Source organism: Micromonospora kangleipakensis, assembly GCF_004217615.1.
GTDB classification, from domain to species: domain Bacteria; phylum Actinomycetota; class Actinomycetes; order Mycobacteriales; family Micromonosporaceae; genus Micromonospora; species Micromonospora kangleipakensis.
The window spans coordinates 7,107,198-7,125,024 of sequence record NZ_SHLD01000001.1; the positions used below are offsets into that span (position 1 = coordinate 7,107,198).

At 73.5% G+C, this 17,827-nt stretch carries 11 protein-coding genes and 2 pseudogenes; 7 read left to right on the forward strand and 6 right to left on the reverse strand.

Annotated elements, in window-relative coordinates; translation table 11 throughout:
- Positions 1–63: 63 nt before the first annotated feature.
- Positions 64–3,674: pseudogene (locus EV384_RS37505) on the forward strand (ABC transporter transmembrane domain-containing protein); the annotation flags it as partial.
- 200 nt (positions 3,675–3,874) lie between these two features.
- On the forward strand, positions 3,875–6,439 hold the full coding sequence (gene valS, locus EV384_RS33845) for a valine--tRNA ligase (protein WP_130339870.1): 2,565 nt from the start codon (positions 3,875–3,877) through the stop codon (positions 6,437–6,439).
- Between the two features lie 45 nt (positions 6,440–6,484).
- On the opposite strand, the gene EV384_RS33850 is transcribed toward valS, so the two are convergent.
- From EV384_RS33850 to EV384_RS33865, 4 genes are read right to left on the reverse strand one after another with little or no spacing between them, the layout of a single operon-like run.
- Positions 6,485–7,195, reverse strand: a complete 711-nt coding sequence (locus EV384_RS33850) for an ABC transporter permease (RefSeq protein WP_130339872.1) — start codon at positions 7,193–7,195, stop codon at positions 6,485–6,487.
- Positions 7,195–8,154: an ABC transporter ATP-binding protein gene (locus EV384_RS33855; RefSeq protein WP_130339874.1), complete on the reverse strand. Its 960-nt coding sequence runs from the start codon at positions 8,152–8,154 to the stop codon at positions 7,195–7,197. The genes EV384_RS33850 and EV384_RS33855 overlap by 1 nt, the downstream gene beginning before the upstream one ends.
- Positions 8,151–9,035 carry an ABC transporter permease gene (locus tag EV384_RS33860; protein ID WP_130339876.1) on the reverse strand — a complete coding sequence of 295 codons (885 nt, stop codon included), beginning with the start codon at positions 9,033–9,035 and terminating at the stop codon, positions 8,151–8,153. Before EV384_RS33860 ends, EV384_RS33855 begins: the two co-directional genes overlap by 4 nt.
- Positions 9,028–9,942 (reverse strand): ABC transporter ATP-binding protein, encoded by a 915-nt coding sequence (locus EV384_RS33865; protein WP_130339878.1) that lies wholly within the window; start codon positions 9,940–9,942, stop codon positions 9,028–9,030. Before EV384_RS33865 ends, EV384_RS33860 begins: the two co-directional genes overlap by 8 nt.
- 150 nt (positions 9,943–10,092) lie before the next feature.
- Between EV384_RS33865 and EV384_RS33870 the strand changes: the two are divergent.
- From EV384_RS33870 to galT, 4 genes and pseudogenes are all read left to right on the forward strand, one after another.
- Positions 10,093–10,197: pseudogene (locus EV384_RS33870) on the forward strand (DM13 domain-containing protein); the annotation flags it as partial.
- Positions 10,198–10,316: 119 nt separating this feature from the next.
- Positions 10,317–11,846: an adenylyl-sulfate kinase gene (gene cysC, locus EV384_RS33875; RefSeq protein WP_130339880.1), complete on the forward strand. Its 1,530-nt coding sequence runs from the start codon at positions 10,317–10,319 to the stop codon at positions 11,844–11,846.
- 189 nt (positions 11,847–12,035) lie between these two features.
- Positions 12,036–12,839 carry a DeoR/GlpR family DNA-binding transcription regulator gene (locus EV384_RS33880; protein ID WP_130339882.1) on the forward strand — a complete coding sequence of 268 codons (804 nt, stop codon included), beginning with the start codon at positions 12,036–12,038 and terminating at the stop codon, positions 12,837–12,839.
- Complete coding sequence (galT, locus tag EV384_RS33885; protein WP_130339884.1) at positions 12,836–13,909, forward strand: galactose-1-phosphate uridylyltransferase; 1,074 nt, start codon at positions 12,836–12,838, stop codon at positions 13,907–13,909. The genes EV384_RS33880 and galT overlap by 4 nt, the downstream gene beginning before the upstream one ends.
- 369 nt (positions 13,910–14,278) lie before the next feature.
- Here galT and EV384_RS33890 read toward each other — a convergent pair whose 3' ends face one another.
- Positions 14,279–15,496 carry an NADP-dependent isocitrate dehydrogenase gene (locus EV384_RS33890; RefSeq protein ID WP_130339886.1) on the reverse strand — a complete coding sequence of 406 codons (1,218 nt, stop codon included), beginning with the start codon at positions 15,494–15,496 and terminating at the stop codon, positions 14,279–14,281.
- A gap of 135 nt (positions 15,497–15,631) precedes the next feature.
- Between EV384_RS33890 and EV384_RS33895 the strand changes: the two genes are divergently transcribed.
- Positions 15,632–16,438 carry an MBL fold metallo-hydrolase gene (locus tag EV384_RS33895; RefSeq protein ID WP_130339888.1) on the forward strand — a complete coding sequence of 269 codons (807 nt, stop codon included), beginning with the start codon at positions 15,632–15,634 and terminating at the stop codon, positions 16,436–16,438.
- Positions 16,439–16,748: 310 nt separating this feature from the next.
- Here the strand turns inward: EV384_RS33895 and mdh are convergent, their stop codons facing one another.
- Positions 16,749–17,699 (reverse strand): malate dehydrogenase, encoded by a 951-nt coding sequence (mdh, locus tag EV384_RS33905; RefSeq protein ID WP_130339890.1) that lies wholly within the window; start codon positions 17,697–17,699, stop codon positions 16,749–16,751.
- Between the last annotated feature and the right edge of the window lie 128 nt (positions 17,700–17,827).

Here is a 17,827-nt window from a genome sequence, read left to right on the forward strand (position 1 = left end):
GGCGCCCGTCGGCACCCGCTGCGCAACCTCTGGCGGCTGCGCTCCTACCTGCGCCCGTACGCAATGGAGTTCGCCTGGCTGCTCCTCGCGGCCCTGGCGGCCACCGCGGCGAGCCTCGCCGTACCGCTGGTGGTGCAGCGAGTGGTGGACGGGCCGGTCGCCGGGCACGACGCGGCCGGACTGTTCCGGCTCGGCCTCCTCGCCCTCCTCCTCGGCCTGGCCGAGGCCGTGCTGATCTTCATCCGGCGGTGGACCCAGTCCTCCTCCTCGGTCGGCATGGAGGCCGCCATCCGCGCCGACATCTACGCCCACCTGCAACGCCTGCCGGCCGGCTGCCACGACCGGTGGCAGTCCGGCCAGCTGCTCTCCCGGATCACCAGCGACCTGTCGGTGATCCGCCGCTTCCTCTCCTTCGGCGTGCTCTTCCTGGTCCTCAACCTGGTCACCTACCTCGCCGTGGTGGTGCTGCTGGTCCGCCTGCACCCGGCGCTGGGGCTGCTGGTGGCGGTCAGCGCGGTGCCGCTGTTCCTGATCAGCCGCCGGTTCGCCCGGCACTACCACGCCGCCTCCCGCCGGATGCAGGACCAGCAGGGCGACGTGGCCACGCTGGTCGAGGAGACGGCGCAGGGGCTGCGCACCATGCGGGCGTACGGGCGGGGGCCGGAGCTGGCCGCCCGGTTCGCCGCCGGCGCCCGCGCGCTGCACGACACCGGCGTCGGCAAGGCGCGGCTGCTGGCCCGCACCTCGGCGCTGTTCGACCTGGTCCCCAACCTGACCCTCGGGGTGGTGCTGGTGGCCGGCACGGCCGCCGCCGCCCGCGGGGCGCTCAGCATCGGCGAGCTGGTCGCCTTCGTCAGCCTCCAGCTGATGCTGATCTGGCCGGTGCAGTCGCTCGGCTGGATCATCGCCAACGGCCAGGAGGCGGCGACCGCGGCCGACCGGATCCAGGAGGTGCTGGACACCCCACCGACCATCGTGGACGCCCCGCACGCCCGGCCGCTGGACCGCGCCGACGTACGCGGCCGGCTCCGCTTCGAAGGGGTCTCGTTCCGCTATCCCGGCAGCACCACGCCGGTGCTCCGCGAGGTCGACCTCACCGTGGAACCGGGCGAGACCCTGGCCCTGGTCGGGGCCACCGGCTGCGGCAAGAGCACGCTGCTCTCCCTGGTCCCCCGGCTGCACGACGTGACCGGCGGGCGGATCACCCTGGACGGGCGCGACCTGCGGGACCTGCGGCTCGCCTCGCTGCGCCGGCTGGTCGGGGTGGCCTTCGAGGAGCCGACGCTCTTCTCCATGTCGGTCTGGGAGAACCTCACCCTCGGCCGGCCGGACGCCGGCGAGGCGGAGGTCCGGGCGGCGCTCGCCCTCGCCCAGGCCGAGTTCGCGTACGAGCTGCCGTGGGGGCTGGCCACCCGGGTCGGCGAGCAGGGGCTCAGCCTCTCCGGCGGGCAGCGGCAGCGGCTGGCGCTGGCCCGGGCGGTGCTCGGCAGGCCGGCGCTGCTCGTGCTGGACGACCCGCTCTCGGCCCTCGACGTGCACACCGAGGCGCTGGTCGAGGCGGCGCTGCGCCGGGTGCTGCGGAACACCACCGCGCTGCTGGTGGTGCACCGCCCGTCGACCGTGGCGCTCGCCGACCGGGTGGCCCTGCTCGAGGGCGGCCGGATCGTCGCCGTCGGCACCCACTCCGAGCTGCTGGCCACCGTGCCGGCGTACCGCGCGGTGCTCTCGGCCGGGCCGGTGGAGCGGCACGACGGCGCCGGCCTGGTGCGCTCGTGACGGAACCGCCGGACGGGTCACCACCGGTCCCCCGACCGAGGAGCGCCCCGGACGACGAACTCGACCTGACCCGGTGGCGCGGGCGGGCCACCGACCCGGACGCCGACCGCAGCCGGGCCGAGGACGTCACGCCGGAGGCCGTCGCCCGGCTCCGGGCCCGCAGCCGGGCCCTGCTCGGGCAGCTTCTCCGCCCGCACCGGCGCCGGCTCGGGCTGGCCGTGGCGCTGCTGCTGGCCCAGAACGCCGCCGCGATGTCCGGCCCGTACCTGGTCATGCTCGGCATCGACCGGGCCATCGCGCCGCTGCGGGCCGGCGACCCGGGACCGCTGGTCACCATCGCCGCGGCGTTCGGTGCCGCGAGCGTCACCGAGTACGCGGCCCGGCGCGGCTTCCTCACCCTCGCCGCCCGGATCGGCCAGGCCGTCCTGCTCGACCTCCGCCAGCGGGTGTACGGCCACTTCCTCCGCCTGGACGTCGGCTTCCACGAGCGGTACACCTCCGGCCGGATGGTCTCCCGGCTGACCAGTGACCTCGACTCGATCGCCGAGCTGGTCGACGGCGGGATCGACAACCTGGTGGTCGCCGCGCTGTCGGTGCTCTCCGTCGCCGGCATCCTGCTCTGGCTGGACCTGCCGCTGGCCGCGGCGACTTTGCTCGCCTTCCCGTTCCTGTTCTGGCTGTCCCGCTGGTTCGCCCGGGCCTCCGCCGGTGCGTACCGGCGGACCCGGGAGGCGGTCGCGCTGGTCATCGTGCACTTCGTCGAGTCGCTGCGGGGCATCCGGGCGGTGCAGGCGTACCGGCGGGAGTCGCGCAACCAGCGGATCTTCGCCGCGGTGAACGACGGCTACCGGCAGGCCAGCCTGCGCGCCTTCCGGCTGATCGCGGTCTACTCGCCGGGGATCAAGGTGATCGGCAACCTCACCGTGGCGATGGTGCTGGGCTACGGCGGCTGGCGGGTGCTGCAGGGGCGGACCGAGGTGGGCGTGCTCGCCGCGTTCCTGCTCTACCTGCGCCGGTTCTTCGAGCCGATGCAGGAGCTGAGCCAGTTCTACAACTCGCTGCAGTCGGCCACCGCCGCGCTGGAGAAGCTGGCCGGGGTGCTCGACGAGCGGCCCGCGGTGGCCGAGCCGGAACGGCCGGCGTCGCTGCCGACCGGGCCGGGTCGGGGCGCGGTGGCCTTCCGGTCGGTCTCCTTCGGTTACCGGCCGGACGCGCCGATCCTCTCCGAGCTGGAGCTGACCGTGCCGGCCGGGCAGACCGTCGCGCTGATCGGCCCGACCGGCGCCGGCAAGTCGACCATCGCCAAGCTGCTGGCCCGGTTCCACGACCCGGCCGCCGGCGCGGTCACCCTGGACGGGGTGGACCTGCGGGACCTGGCCGACGCCGAGCTGCGCCGGGCGGTGGTGCTGGTCACCCAGGAGAACCACCTGTTCAGCGGCTCGGTGGCGGAGAACATCCGGTTCGGCCGGCCGGGTGCGGACGACGCGGCGGTGGAGGCCGCCGCCCGGGCCATCGGCGCGCACGACTTCATCGCCGCGCTCCCGGACGGGTACGCCACCGAGGTGCACCGGCGCGGCGGCCGGCTCTCCGCCGGGCAGCGCCAGCTCGTCGCGTTCGCCCGGGCGTTCCTGGCCGACCCGCGGGTGCTGATCCTGGACGAGGCGACCTCGTCGCTGGACGTGCCGACGGAGCGGCTGGTGCAGCGGGCGCTCGGCAGCATCCTGCGGGACCGGACCGCGCTGGTGATCGCGCATCGGCTCTCCACCGTGGAGATCGCCGACCGGGTGCTGGTGCTCGACGGCGGCCGGATCGTCGAGGACGGTTGCCCGGCCGAGCTGGCCGCCGCCGGCGGACGGTACGCCGCCCTGCACCGCCAGTGGCACGACTCGCTGATCTGAGGGCCGTCAGGGCTGCTCCGGCGCCGCCGTGGTGGCGGCCTCGGCGCGCACCTCGTCCATGGCCTGGCTCCCCCGCGTCACGGGCGCGGGAGATGCTGTCACAGGAGACGGGCGGCCCGCTGTCCCGCCGGAGACAACCGGAAGGGCGGCACGACGCTTAAGCCGTGGTCGTCTCGTCACCCGCTGCCTAGGATCGGCTGATGAGCGATACGGCGAGGACGGCCCGCGCCGGCGTCCCCGAGCGTCCGACCCTGGACGGCATCGAGGAGACCTGGGCGCGCCGCTGGCAGGAGGACGGCACGTACGCGTTCGACCGGGCGAAGGAGCGCTCGGACGTGTACGCGATCGACACCCCGCCGCCGACGGTATCCGGCGAGCTGCACATGGGACACGTCTTCTCGTACACGCACACCGACACTGTGGCCCGCTTCCAGCGGATGCGCGGCCGGACGGTCTTCTACCCGATGGGCTGGGACGACAACGGCCTGCCCACCGAGCGCCGGGTGCAGAACGTGTACGGGGTGCGCTGCGACCCGGCCCTGCCGTACGACCCGTCCTGGGTGCCGCCCGCCGCCCCGGTGAGTGAGGCGGCCCGGAAGGACCCGACCCCGATCTCCCGGCGCAACTTCATCGAGCTGTGCGAGCTGCTGACGGTCGCCGACGAGGAGGTCTTCGAGGCGCTGTGGCGGCGGCTCGGGCTGTCGGTGGACTGGTCGCTGACGTACACCACGATCGGCCACGTCGCCCGGGCCACCAGCCAGCGGGCGTTCCTACGCAACCTGGCCCGGGGTGAGGCGTACCAGGCGGAGGCGCCGACCCTCTGGGACGTCGGGTTCGCCACCGCGGTCGCCCAGGCGGAGCTGGAGGACCGGGAGCGGCCCGGGGCGTACCACCGGCTGCGGTTCACCGGGCCGGACGGGCGCGAGGTGCTGATCGACACCACTCGGCCCGAGCTGCTGCCGGCCTGCGTGGCGCTGGTCTGCCACCCCGACGACGAGCGGTACGCGGACCTGGTCGGCACGGCCGTGCGTACCCCGGTCTTCGGGGTCGAGGTGCCGGTGCGCGCGCATCCGCTGGCGGACCCGGCCAAGGGCACGGGCATCGCGATGGTCTGCACGTTCGGCGACCTGACCGACGTGACCTGGTGGCGGGACCTGGGCCTGGAGACCCGGGTGGTGATCGGCCGGGACGGTCGGCTGCTGCCCGAGCCGCCGGCCGGCGTGCCGGCCGAGCCCTACGCGGCGCTGGCCGGGCAGACGGTCAACGGCGCCCGCCGGACCATCGTCCAGCTGCTGGCCGACGCGGGCGACCTGGTCGGCGAGCCGCGCGAGATCACCCACCCGGTGAAGTTCTACGAGCGCGGCGACCGGCCGCTGGAGATCGTCTCGACCCGGCAGTGGTACCTGCGCAACGGCGGCCGGGACGCCGGCCTGCGCGAGGAACTGCTGGCCCGGGGCCGCGAGCTGCGCTGGGTGCCGGAGCACATGAGGCACCGGTACGAGCACTGGGTGGCCGGGCTGACCGGCGACTGGCTGGTCAGCCGGCAGCGCTTCTTCGGGGTGCCGGTGCCGGTGTGGTACCGGCTCGACGACGTTGGCGAGCCGGACTGGTCCCAGCCTCTCACACCGGCCGAGTCGAGGCTGCCGGTCGACCCGTCCAGCGAGCCGCCGCCCGGCTTCGACGAGTCGCAGCGCGGCGTGCCGGGCGGCTTCGTCGGCGACCCGGACGTGCTGGACACCTGGGCCACCTCGTCGCTGACCCCGCAGATCATCGGCGGGTGGGAGACCGACCCGGACCTGTTCCGCCGGGTCTTCCCGATGGACCTGCGCCCGCAGGGCCACGACATCATCCGGACCTGGCTCTTCTCCACCGTGCTCCGCTCCCACCTGGAGCACGGGGTGCTGCCCTGGCGGGACGTCGAACTCTCCGGTTGGATCCTCGACCCGGACCGGAAGAAGATGTCCAAGTCCAAGGGGAACGTGGTCACCCCGATGGGCCTGCTGGAGCAGCACGGCTCCGACGCGGTCCGGTACTGGGCCGCCAGCGGCAAGCCCGGGATGGACCTGGCCTTCGACCCGGCGCAGATCAAGGTGGGCCGGCGGCTCGCCACCAAGCTGCTCAACGCCTCCCGGTTCGCCCTGGGGCTGGGCGCCGCGGACGCGTTGCGCGCCGCGGCCACCGAGCCGCTGGACACCGCCATGCTCGCCGAACTCTCCGGCCTGGTCGCCACCGCGACCACCGCCTTCGACGGGTACGACCACACCGCGGCGTTGCAGGCCACCGAATCGTTCTTCTGGCGGTTCTGCGACGACTACATCGAGCTGGTGAAGGAGCGCGCCTACGGCACCGGGCCGGGCGCCGACTCGGCCCGGGCGGCGCTGGCCACCGCGCTCTCGGTGCAGCTGCGGCTCTTCGCGCCGATGCTGCCGTACGTGACCGAGGAGGTCTGGTCCTGGTGGCGGTACGGCTCGGTGCACCGGTCGACCTGGCCGACGACGTACGAGGTGGGGCGGGCCGTCCAGGCTCCCGGTGACCCGGAGCTGCTACGGCTGGCCGCCGACGCGCTCAGCCAGGTGCGCCGGGCCAAGTCGGAACGGAAGCTGTCGATGAAGGCGGAGGTGCCGCTGGCCGAGGCGCTCGGCCCCGCCGCCCTGCTCGACCAGCTCACCCTCGTCGCCGACGACCTCCGCGCCGCGGGCCGGATCGCCAAGCTCGACCTGCTCCCCGACCGCACCCCGGAGCTCGTCATCGCCTGCGCGTTCTGACGGCGCGTCGCCCGCGCCCCGATCCCCGGGGCGCGGGCGACCCGGTCAGCTCGTCTCGCCGGCCACGCTGAACGAGCGGAGCCGGTCGATCGCCAGGACGGTGAAGCCGACGCTGACCAGGGCGGTGAGCACCCCGGCCACCGGGACGGAGACCGTGGTGGAGAGCAGCTCCGTCGGGGCCATCCGGTCGGCGAGGGCGATCACCCACTGCTGGATCGAGAGCACCTTCGTGCCGCTGACGAAGTTGCCGAGCAGCCCCTCCCAGATCAGCACGTAGACCAGGCCGAGCAGGACCGGCCGCCGGGTGACCAGGCTGAGCGCCAGGAACAGCGCCGAGTACGCCAACGCGCCGAGCGCCGAGGCAGCGGCGAGCGCCAAGCCGAGGCGTACCGAATGGGCGAGCACGCCCGCGACGTAGAGCGGGACGGCGACGGTGACCGCGCTGACCCCGACGGCCACCGCCAGCTTCGGCAGCACGATCTGCCAGCGGGGCAGCGGCTTGGTGAGGATGTGCACCACCGTCCCGTCGTCGATCTCGGCGCCGAGCACGCCGGTGCCGACGATCAGCGCCACCACCGGCAGCACCACGGCCAGGCCGAGACCGACCAGCACCGGCGGCCCCCACTGGCCCGGGTCCACCCCCAGCGACCGGCAGAGCACCGCCAACGCCACCAGCACGAGCGGCAGGGGCAGCAGCATCAGGAACCGGCGGCGGCCGAAGAGCCCGCGCGCGGTGATCCAGGAAATGGTCGACATCAGGCCTCCACCAGGTAGGAGAAGACGCTCTCCAGGGACTCGTCCTCGGGGGTCAACTGCCGGACCCGAATGCCGTGGGCGAGCGCGATCTTCGGCAGTGCCCGGGTGAAGGCGCCGTAGTCACCCGCCCGCACGGTCAGGCCGGACCGGTCCAGTTCGACGCCGGTGACCGAGACCTCGGCCATCAGCGCCACGGCCAGCGCCCGGTCGTCGGTGGAGCGGACCGCGAACACGTGCGGCCGGTTGGTCATCAGCCGGCGGATGGTGCGGAAGTCGCCGGAGGCGGCGAGCCGGCCGGCCACCATCACCTGGACGGTGCCGGAGACCTGCTCGACCTCCTCCAGGATGTGCGAGCTGAACAGGATGGTCCGGCCGGCGTCGCCCAGGCGGTGCAGCAGCTGCATCATGTGCAGCCGCTGGCGCGGGTCCATCCCGTTGAACGGCTCGTCGAGCAACAGCACCTGCGGGTCGTGGACCAGCGCCGCGGCGACCCGGGTCCGCTGCCGCATGCCCTTGGAGTACGTGCCGATCCGCCGGTCCTGCGCGTCGGCCATCTCGACCAGGGCGATCGCCCGCCGGGCCGCCGCCTCCGGGTCGGGCAGCCGGTGCAGCTTGGCGCTGGCCAGCACGAACTCGTACGCGGTGAGGAAGCTGTGCACCGCCTCCCGCTCGCTCACCAGGCCCAGCCGCCGGTAGACGCCCGGGTTGCGCCAGGTCGGCTCCCCGTCCAGGGTCACCGCGCCCCGCGAGGGGGCGAGGAACCCGGCCATCATGTGCAGCAGGGTGGTCTTGCCGGCCCCGTTCGGGCCGAGCAGGCCAGTCACCCCCGGGCCGAGCCGCATGGTGACATCGTTGACCGCCACCACGTTGCCGTACCAGCGGGAGACGCCGGCCAGGTCGAGGGTGCTGGCGGCGGTGGTCGGGGCAGCCGCCTCCGGGCTGGCGCTGAGCGTGGTCATCGGGCGGCCACCTTCCGGTATCGCAGCAACAACAGGGCGACGCAGGCGGCGACCAGCAGGACGGCGGCCACCCCGTAGACGGGGCCGAAGCCACCGATCGGGACGCCGCCGCCCCGGCCCTCGGGCACCAGCAGGTCACCGAGCGCCCAGGTGCCCACCCCGCCGACGAGCGTCGAGGGCGACGCGAGGAAGGCCAGCTCGTTGATCGTCCGGGACGGCAGGATCGACAGCGTCCCGACGATCGGGGTGGTCATCAGGAAGACCGCCACGATCCCGCCGGCGGCGAAGGCGCGCTTGCCGGTGAGCGAGGCGACCAGCAGCCCGATCGAGGCGAAGACCGCCGCCCACAGCCCGGCGTAGAGCAGGCCGGGCAGCAGGTCGAGCAGCTCGTCCCAGACCCCGCGCATGCCCTTGTCGGTGGTGAACGCGGCGCCGAGGAACATCACCAGCTGCGGCCCGCCGAGCAGCAGCCAGATCGCGCTGACCAGGGCCAGCAGCTTGGCCAGCGGGTAGTCGTCGCGGGGCAGCGGCCGGGAGAAGTACAGCGGCAGCACGCCGCTGCGCAGATCCCGGGAGACCAGCTCGGGGGCGGCCACCGCGACGAAGAAGATGACCAGCCAGCTCATCGAGTCGGCGAACTGGGCGTACGTCATCACCACCTCGCCGATCTGGCTGCGGACCGCGGTGATCCCGGCGGCGACCAGGGTGACGATGCCGACCACCAGCCAGGGGAAGATCTTCGCCTTGGCGGTACGGCCCAACCCGAAGACGGTCCGCAGGCCGTGCAGGTAGAGCGCGCCGAAGACGTGCCGGCGGCCCAGCCGGGGACCGGTGTAGCGCTGGTAGCCGATGTCGTGGATGACACCGGTCGGCTCAGACATGGCTGGGCTCCCTCGTGGCGAAGAGTTCGGCCACCCGGTGCCGGCGCTGGTCCAGCCGGTGCAGTGGCAGGTCCAGCTCGGCGACCGCGCCGAGGATCAGGTCGTAGGTGGCGTCGTCGGCGAGCGGGACGAGCAGCAGCCGCCCCTCGCGGGCCACCGGCAGGTCGAGCGCGGCGAGCCGGGCCGCGAGGTCGTCCGTACCCTCGCTGACCTCGACCGCGAGGACGTCGGTGGCCGACGTCATCGCGGCGATGCGGTCGGCGCGCAGCAGCCGGCCGCCGTCGATGGCGACCAGCGCGTCGCAGATCCGCTCCACCTCGCCGAGCAGGTGCGAGCAGACCAGGACGGAGATGCCGAACTCGGTGCCGATCCGGTGGATCAGGGCGAGCATGGCGTCCCGCCCGGCCGGGTCGAGACCGTTGGTCGGCTCGTCGAGGAGCAGCAGGTCCGGGTCGTGCACCAGGGCCTGGGCGAGCTTGACCCGCTGCTTCATGCCGGTGGAGTAGCCACCGACCGGGCGGTAGCGCTCCTCGTAGAGGCCGACGTGGCGCAGCGCCTCGGAGGCCCGTTCCCGGGCCACCGTCCGGGGCAGCCCGCTGATCCGGCCCAGGTGGGTGACCAGCTCGGCGGCGGAGAGGTCCGGCGGGAGGGCGTCGTGCTCGGGCATGTAGCCGACCCGGGCGCGGACCGCCGCCGGGTCGGTGGTCGGGTCGAGGCCGAGCACGGAGACCCGGCCGCTGGTGGGCGGGAGCAGGCCGAGCAGGATCTTGATCAGGGTCGACTTGCCGGCGCCGTTCGCGCCGACCAGGCCGATGATCCCCGGCTCGACCGACACCGTGAGGTCGGCCAACGCGGTGACCCCACCTCCGTACGTCTTGGTCAGCGACTCGGTCGCGATCAGTGTCACGCCGCTCAGCCTAGGAACTCGACGCTCGTCGGGGCATCCGGCGCGCCCCTGATCCTGGCGTCCTCCCCCATTAGGGGTAAGCCTTCCGTAAGGCGGTGGGGCGGTGACCGGGCCGGATCCGGCCGGGGCACTGTGGACATGAACCGCCGTGACCTACCGGCCGGGACCGACCCGACCGGGCTGACCAGCGTGTCGATCTGGTGCGAGCGGTTCGCGGTGTCGTTCGGCGCCGCCCCGCTGACCCCCGCCGGCTGACCCGGCCGCGCCCGGTCGACGGCCGCCCGAACGGCTGGTGGCCGGCAGGTGGAGTGGCGCTCTCGACCGATCGCCGGCGGGCTGCGAAACTGTGTGCCGGCCGGTGAGTTGGGGGTTAGATGAGCAACGGGTGGGTGCTGCCCGAGGACGTGCTGCGGGACGCTCCGGCGTACGCGCCGCGCACCAGTGAACTGGCCGATCTGGAGTTGCTGCTGACCGGGGCGTACGCCCCGCTGACCGGCTTCATGACCCGCGCCGACCTGGCCTCGCTGAGCCGGCGTGGCCGACTCGCCGACGGGACGCCCTGGCCCGTACCGGTGACCCTGCAGGTGCCGGCAAGGCTCGCCGACGGCCTGGCGCTGGACGACCCGCTGCGCCGGGCGCTGGTGCTCACCGACGGCGAGGGCGCTCCGGTGGCCGCGATGGACGTGACCGACGTGTGGCCGGTGCGGGACGGCACGGTGGGCGTGGGCGGCGCGGTCCGCCGGCTCGGCGACGGCGGGCACGGGCCGTTCCAGCGGCTGCGCCGTGGCCCGGACGAGGTCAGGGCGCTGCTGCCCCCGGGCCGGGTGCTCGGGGTCTTCGCCGACCGTCCGCTGCACCGGCCGCAGCTCGCCCAGATCGCGCACGCGGCCCGCACGCTCGGCGCGCACCTGCTGATGATGATCCCGGTGGGCGAGGAGGCGACCGCTGGGGTGCCGGCCGAGGCGCTGGTCCGCAGCGTCTTCGCCGCCCGGGACCGGATGCCCCCGGCCACCGTGGTGGCGGTGCCGCTGGTCCGGCGGCGCGACGAGATCAGCGACGCGCTGCTGCGGGCCCGGGTCGCCGCCGCGTACGGGGTGACCCACCTGCTCTCCACCGGCGAGATGCTCTCCGGCGCGGGCCTGCGGGTGCTGGTCCCCCGCGAGCTGGCCTACGACAACCGGGACGGGCAGTGGCGGTGGCGGGAGGACATCCCGCCGCGCAACCGGCGGCTGGCGCTGACCCAGGAGGAGATCGACGACCTGCTGGACCGAGGCTTCCCGCTGCCCGAGTGGCACACCCCGCCGGCGGTGGCCAAGGAGCTGGTCCGGGCCCGCCCGCCGCGCCGGCACCGGGGCCTGGTGGTCTTCTTCACCGGGCTCTCCGGGTCCGGAAAGTCGACCATCGCCCGCGGCCTGGCGGACGCGCTGCGCGAGGGCGGCGACCGGACGATCACCCTGCTCGACGGGGACGTGGTGCGCCGGGAGCTCTCCGCCGGGCTGACCTTCAGCAAGGCCGACCGGGACCTCAACGTGCGCCGGATCGGCTGGGTGGCCGCCGAGATCGCCCGGCACCGGGGGGTCGGCATCTGCTGCCCGATCGCCCCGTACGCCGCCGCCCGGGCCACCGCCCGGGAGATGGCGCACGCCGCCGGGGCGGGGTTCCTGCTGGTCCACGTCGCCACCCCGCTGGAGGTCTGCGAGCAGCGCGACCGCAAGGGCCTGTACGCCCGCGCCCGGGCCGGCCTGCTCACCGGGATGACCGGCATCGACGACCCGTACGAGGAGCCGACCGACGCCGACCTGGTGGTGGACACCACCGAGATGACGATCGAGGAGGCGGTCCAGGTGGTGATGGGCCACCTGACCGAGACCGGCTGGGTGGAGCCCCGCCTCCAGTCCGCCTGACCCGCACGGCGTTCCCGCCGCCCGCCTCCCGCCATCGTCCGCTCGTCGGCCGGCCGGCGGGGACGGGCGGCGGCGTCGTTTCGCCCCACGACTCCTTCCGTCGTGACCTTCTGCGCGCTAGTGTTCATCTTTGTTGGAACACGTTCGACCGCGTGGAGACGTGGTCGCGGGACCCCGGAGGTACGGCGGATGCTGGCGCGGCAGCGGCAGACGGCCATCCTGGAGCGGGTCCGCAGCGCCGGCGGCGTGCGGGTCACCGACCTGGCCGCCGAGTTCGGCGTCTCCGACATGACCATCCGGCGGGATCTGGAGACGCTGCACGAGCAGGGCCTCCTCGCCAAGGTGCACGGCGGCGCCACGCTGGCCGGCCCGGGCTCCACCGACGAGCCCGGCTTCCACGCCAAGTTGGTCCGCCAGTCGGCGGAGAAGGCGGCGATCGCCGCCCGCGCCGCCGAGCTGGTCGGCCCCGGCGCCGCGATCGCCCTGTCCGCCGGTACGACCACCGCCGAGCTGGCCCGCCGCCTGGTCGACGTGCCGGGGCTGACCGTGGTGACCAACTCGCTGCCGGTGGCCGAGGTCCTGCACGTGGGCGGACGACCGGACCAGACCGTGGTGCTCACCGGCGGCGTCCGTACGCCCTCCGACGCGCTGGTCGGCCCGCTGGCCGTGGCGGCGATCGGGTCGCTCCACCTGGACCTGCTCTTCCTCGGCGTGCACGGGATCAGCGAACGGGCCGGCTTCACCACGCCGAACCTGATGGAGGCGGACACCGACCGGGCCCTGGTGGCGGCCGCCGACCGGCTGGTCGTCCTCGCCGACCACACCAAGTGGGGCACCGTGGGGATCTCCTCCATCGTCGGCCTGGCCGCCGCGGACGTGCTGGTCACCGACGACCGGTTGGCACCGGACGCGCGACGGGTGCTCGACGAGAAGGTGGGTGAGCTGGTGATCGTGCCGGGCACGGGGCGGCCCACGGGGAAGGCGGCGGAGTGAAGCGTACGCAGATCGAGCTGGCCGACGGCCGTGAGCTGATCTACTTCGACGAGCGGGACGACGCGGTCCGCGACCAGCCGGACCGGCGCGAGCTGCCCCCGCCGCCGCCCGCCTCCCAGCTGCGCTACGACCCGCTCACCGACGAGTGGGTGGCGGTGGCGGTGCACCGGCAGACCCGCACCTTCCTGCCCCCGGCCGACCAGTGCCCGCTCTGCCCGTCGACCGCCGACCGGCTCAGCGAGATCCCGGCCCCCGACTACGACGTGGCGGTCTTCGAGAACCGCTTCCCGTCGCTGAGTCAGCGGGTGGCCGAGGAGCCGGCGGAGATCACCCCGTTCACCCCCGTCCGGCCGGGGCGCGGCCGGTGCGAGGTGGTCTGCTTCACCGACGACCACAACGCCTCCTTCGCGAGCCTGCCGCCGCGCCGGGTGCGGACCGTGCTGGACGTGCTCGCCGACCGGACCGCCGCGCTGGGCGAGCTGCCCGGGGTGGAGCAGATCTTCCCGTTCGAGAACCGGGGCGTGGAGATCGGCGTGACCCTGCACCACCCGCACGGCCAGATCTACGCGTACCCGTTCGTCTCGCCGCGGACCCGGTCGCTGCTGACCGCCGCGCGGCGGCACGCCGAGCGGACCGGCGGCAACCTCTACGCCGACGTGCTCGCCGCCGAGCGGGCCGCCGGGGAGCGGGTGGTGGCGAGCAACGAGCACTGGACGGCGTACGTCCCGGCGGCCGCCCGGTGGCCGTTCGAGGTGCACGTCGCCCCGCACCGGCCGGTGCCGGACATCCCGGCGCTCGACGACGCCGAGCGGGACGCCTTCGGGCCGCTCTACCTGGACGTGCTGCGCCGCTTCGACGGGCTGTTCGACCTGCCCATGCCGTACATCGCGGCCTGGCACCAGGCGCCGGTGCGGATCGACCGCGAGCTGGGGCACCTGCACCTGCAGCTGTTCACCATCCGGCGCGCCAAGGACAAGCTGAAGTACCTGGCCGGCTCGGAGTCCGGCATGGGCGTCTTCATCAACGACATCGCCCCCGAACGCGCCGCGGAGCTGCTCCGGGCGGCGTGAGCCGGGGTGCCGCCCCCGTCAGCCGGACCGCTGCCGCAGGTCCCGGGACGTTGCCGCGCAACGTCCACCGGAGTGGGCACAGACAGGGCGCGGGGGGCCCGGGACAGGGCCCCCCGCAGGGAAGGGACGGCTGGCTGTGCGCGACAGCCGGGAAGGCTGGCTGGTCGGCACTCGGGCCGCGAGGCGACCACGGTCAACCTTCCTGGACGAGACTGGCATCACGTCCATTCAGCTCAACGACCCACCAACCCGCCAGTGACGCCCGCCCCGGCGGGCCGGACCCGGTGCGGCGGGGGTGCGGGTCCGCCCCGGGTACGACCGAGCCCGCCGGCGGGTGCCGGCGGGCTCGGTCGGTGCGGCGGGACGGAATCAGGCGTTGATCTTGCGCGCCAGGTTCTCGTCGAGCGCGTTCATGAACTCGTCGGTGGTCAGCCACGGGGCGTCGCGCGAGATGAGCAGCGCGAGGTCCTTGGTCATCTGGCCACCCTCGACGGTGTCGACGATGACCTGCTCCAGGGTGTTGGCGAACTCGGTGACCGCCGGGGTGCCGTCCAGCTTGCCCCGGTGGGCCAGGCCCCGGGTCCAGGCGTAGATCGAGGCGATCGGGTTCGTCGAGGTCTTCTCGCCCTTCTGCCACTGCCGGTAGTGCCGGGTGACCGTGCCGTGCGCGGCCTCGGCCTCGACGGTGCGGCCGTCCGGAGAGAGCAGGACGGAGGTCATCAGGCCGAGCGAGCCGAAGCCCTGCGCGACGGTGTCGGACTGCACGTCACCGTCGTAGTTCTTGCAGGCCCAGACGTAGCCGCCCTCCCACTTGAGCGCGGCGGCGACCATGTCGTCGATCAGCCGGTGCTCGTAGGTGATGCCGGCGGCGTCGAACTCGGCCTTGAACTCGTTCTCGAACACCTCGGCGAAGATGTCCTTGAACCGGCCGTCGTACGCCTTGAGGATGGTGTTCTTGGTGGACAGGTAGACCGGGTAGTTGCGGTCCAGGCCGTAGCGGAACGAGGCGCGGGCGAAGTCCCGGATCGACTCGTCGAAGTTGTACATGCCCATGGCGATGCCGCCGCCGGGGAAGTTGGCGACCTCCATCTCCATCGGGGCGGAGCCGTCGGCCGGGGTGTAGGTGATGGTCACCTTGCCCGGGCCGGGGACCACGAAGTCGGTGGCCTTGTACTGGTCACCGTGGGCGTGCCGGCCGATGATGATCGGCTTGGTCCAGCCCGGGACCAGCCGCGGCACGTTGGACATGATGATCGGCTCGCGGAAGACGACGCCGCCGAGGATGTTGCGGATGGTGCCGTTCGGCGACCGCCACATCTTCTTCAGGCCGAACTCCTCGACCCGGGCCTCGTCCGGGGTGATCGTCGCGCACTTGACGCCCACGCCGTGCTGCTTGATGGCGTTGGCGGCGTCGACGGTGACCTGGTCGTCGGTCTCGTCGCGGTGCTGGATCGACAGGTCGTAGTAGTGCAGGTCGACGTCGAGGTAGGGCAGGATCAGCTGCTCCCGGATCTGCTTCCAGATGATCCGGGTCATCTCGTCGCCGTCGATCTCCACGACCGGGTTGTTTACCTTGATCTTCGCCATCGGCCGGCGCTCCTCTCGGGGGACACGTGCTCAAGCAGTACGAGCGTACTGGAAACTGGCCGGGGTGCCCCAGCCGGCCTCGGTCGGCCGGGAATCGGGGTGCACGGCGCAGGAGATCACTGGCAGCATCACCGGATGCCACTGAGCCGCACCCTCGGGTCTATCACGGTCACCGCCCTCACCGACGGCGAGGGCCCGTTCTTCCAGTCCCGCGTCGAGGCGTTCCCCGACGCCACGGAGGCACAGTGGCGCGAGGCCGACCGGCGTGATCCCGCGTCGGTGACCGCCGACGGGGAGTGGTGGCTGCAGTTCCGCAGCTTCGCCGTCCACGGCGACGACGGGTCGGTGACGCTGGTCGACGCCGGCATCGGCCCGGCCGACTCGCTCGCCGCGGGCTGGGCGCCGGTGCCGGGCCGGCTGCCGGCCGAACTGGCCGCCGCCGGCATCGACCCCGCCGACGTGCGGACCGTGGTGCTGACCCACCTGCACAGCGACCACGTCGGCTGGGCGGTGACCGGCACGCCGGGCCGCCCCTACTTCCCCAACGCCGACTACGTGCTGCAGCGGACCGAGCTGGCAGCGCTGGAGCTGTTCCACCCCGAGCTGCCGGCCCGGCTGGTCGGCCCGTTGCGCGCCGCCGGCCAGCTCCGGGTGGTCGACGGCGACACCCCCCTCACCCCGGCGGTACGCGTGCTGAGCACCCCCGGCCACACTCCCGGCCACCAGTCGGTGCTGGTCGACTCCGGCGACGAGCGCCTGCTGCTCACCGGCGACCTGCTGGTGCACGCCATCCAGCTCGTCGACCCCGCCCTGGCGTACGCCCACGAGGTGGACCCGGCCACCGCCCGCGCCTCCCGCACCACCCTCCTGCACACCCTCACCACCGCCGCCCCCACCACCCTCGCCACCCCCCACCTGACCACCCCCTTCACCCCCCTCTGACCACCGCCCCCGCCCTCACCCTCACCCTCGCCCTCACCCTCGCCCTCGCCCTCGCCCTCACCCTCGCCCTCGCCCTCGCCCTCGCCCTCGCCCTCGCCCTCGCCCTCGCCCTCGCCCTCGCCCTCGCCCCGGTGATCATGAAGTTGTTGTCACCCGCCACGGCGTGTCGCGACAACAACTTCATGATCGACGGGAGCCGGGGCGGGGTGGGAGGGGTGGGGGGTGGGGGGGTGGGGGGTGGGGGGTGGGGGGTGGGACGGCGAAGGGGCACGCCGGGGTGCCGGCGTGCCCCTTCGTGGGCTGGGTCGGGTCACATGTTGGCGACGTCGGCCTGCTTGGCGCGGACGGCCTCGGCGGCCGCGTTGAGGCTGGCCAGCTCGTCGGCGTCCAGGTCGGTCTCGACGATCCGCCGGATGCCCTCGCGGCCGATCTCGGCCTCGACGCCCAGGTAGACGCCGGAGATGCCGTACTCGCCGTCGACCCAGGCGCAGACCGGCATGATCTCGCCGGAGTCCTCCGCGACGGCCTTGGCCATCCGGGCGGCGGCGGCCGACGGGGCGTAGTACGCCGAGCCGGTCTTCAGCAGGGCGACCACCTCGGCGCCACCGTTGCGGGTCTTGACGACCAGCTCCTCGATCTGCTCGGCGGGCATCGCCTCACGCAGCGGCTTGCCGTTGACGGTGCTCTTGGACGGCACCGGGACCATCGTGTCGCCGTGCGAGCCGAGGGTGAGGGTCTTGACCGACTTCACCGGTACATTCAGCGCCTCGGCGACGAAGTTGGTGAACCGGGCGCTGTCCAGCATGCCGGCCTGGCCGAGCACCCGGTTCTTCGGGAACTGGGTGGCGAGCTGGGCCAGCGCGGTCATCTCGTCGAGCGGGTTGGAGACGACGATGACGACGGCGTTCGGCGCGTACTTGGCGACGTTCTCGGAGACCTGGCGGACGATCTTGGCGTTGGTCTCCAGCAGGTCCATCCGGCTCATGCCCGGCTTGCGGGGCAGGCCGGCGGTGATGACCACGACATCGGAGCCCTCGATGGCCTCGTAGCCCTCGCCGTTCGGGCCGGTGGTGACGCCGACGACCTTGGTCTCGAAGCCCTCGACCGCGCGCGACTGGTTGAGGTCCAGCGCGAGACCCGCCGGCTTGCCCTCCACGATGTCGGTGATCACGACGGTGTCGAAGATGTCGTACTCGGCCAGGCGCTGTGCGGTGGTGGAGCCGTAGAAGCCGGCCCCGACGACAGTGACCTTCTTACCCATGGTCGTCCCACTCCCTGATACCAGTCGGTTTTCCGGACCGTATCAGCCATCCTGGCACCGATCCGGCCAGGGGCGGACGGTTATGACGCGCTTGGGCGGAACGACACACCGGCTCGGCGGCCGGCGGA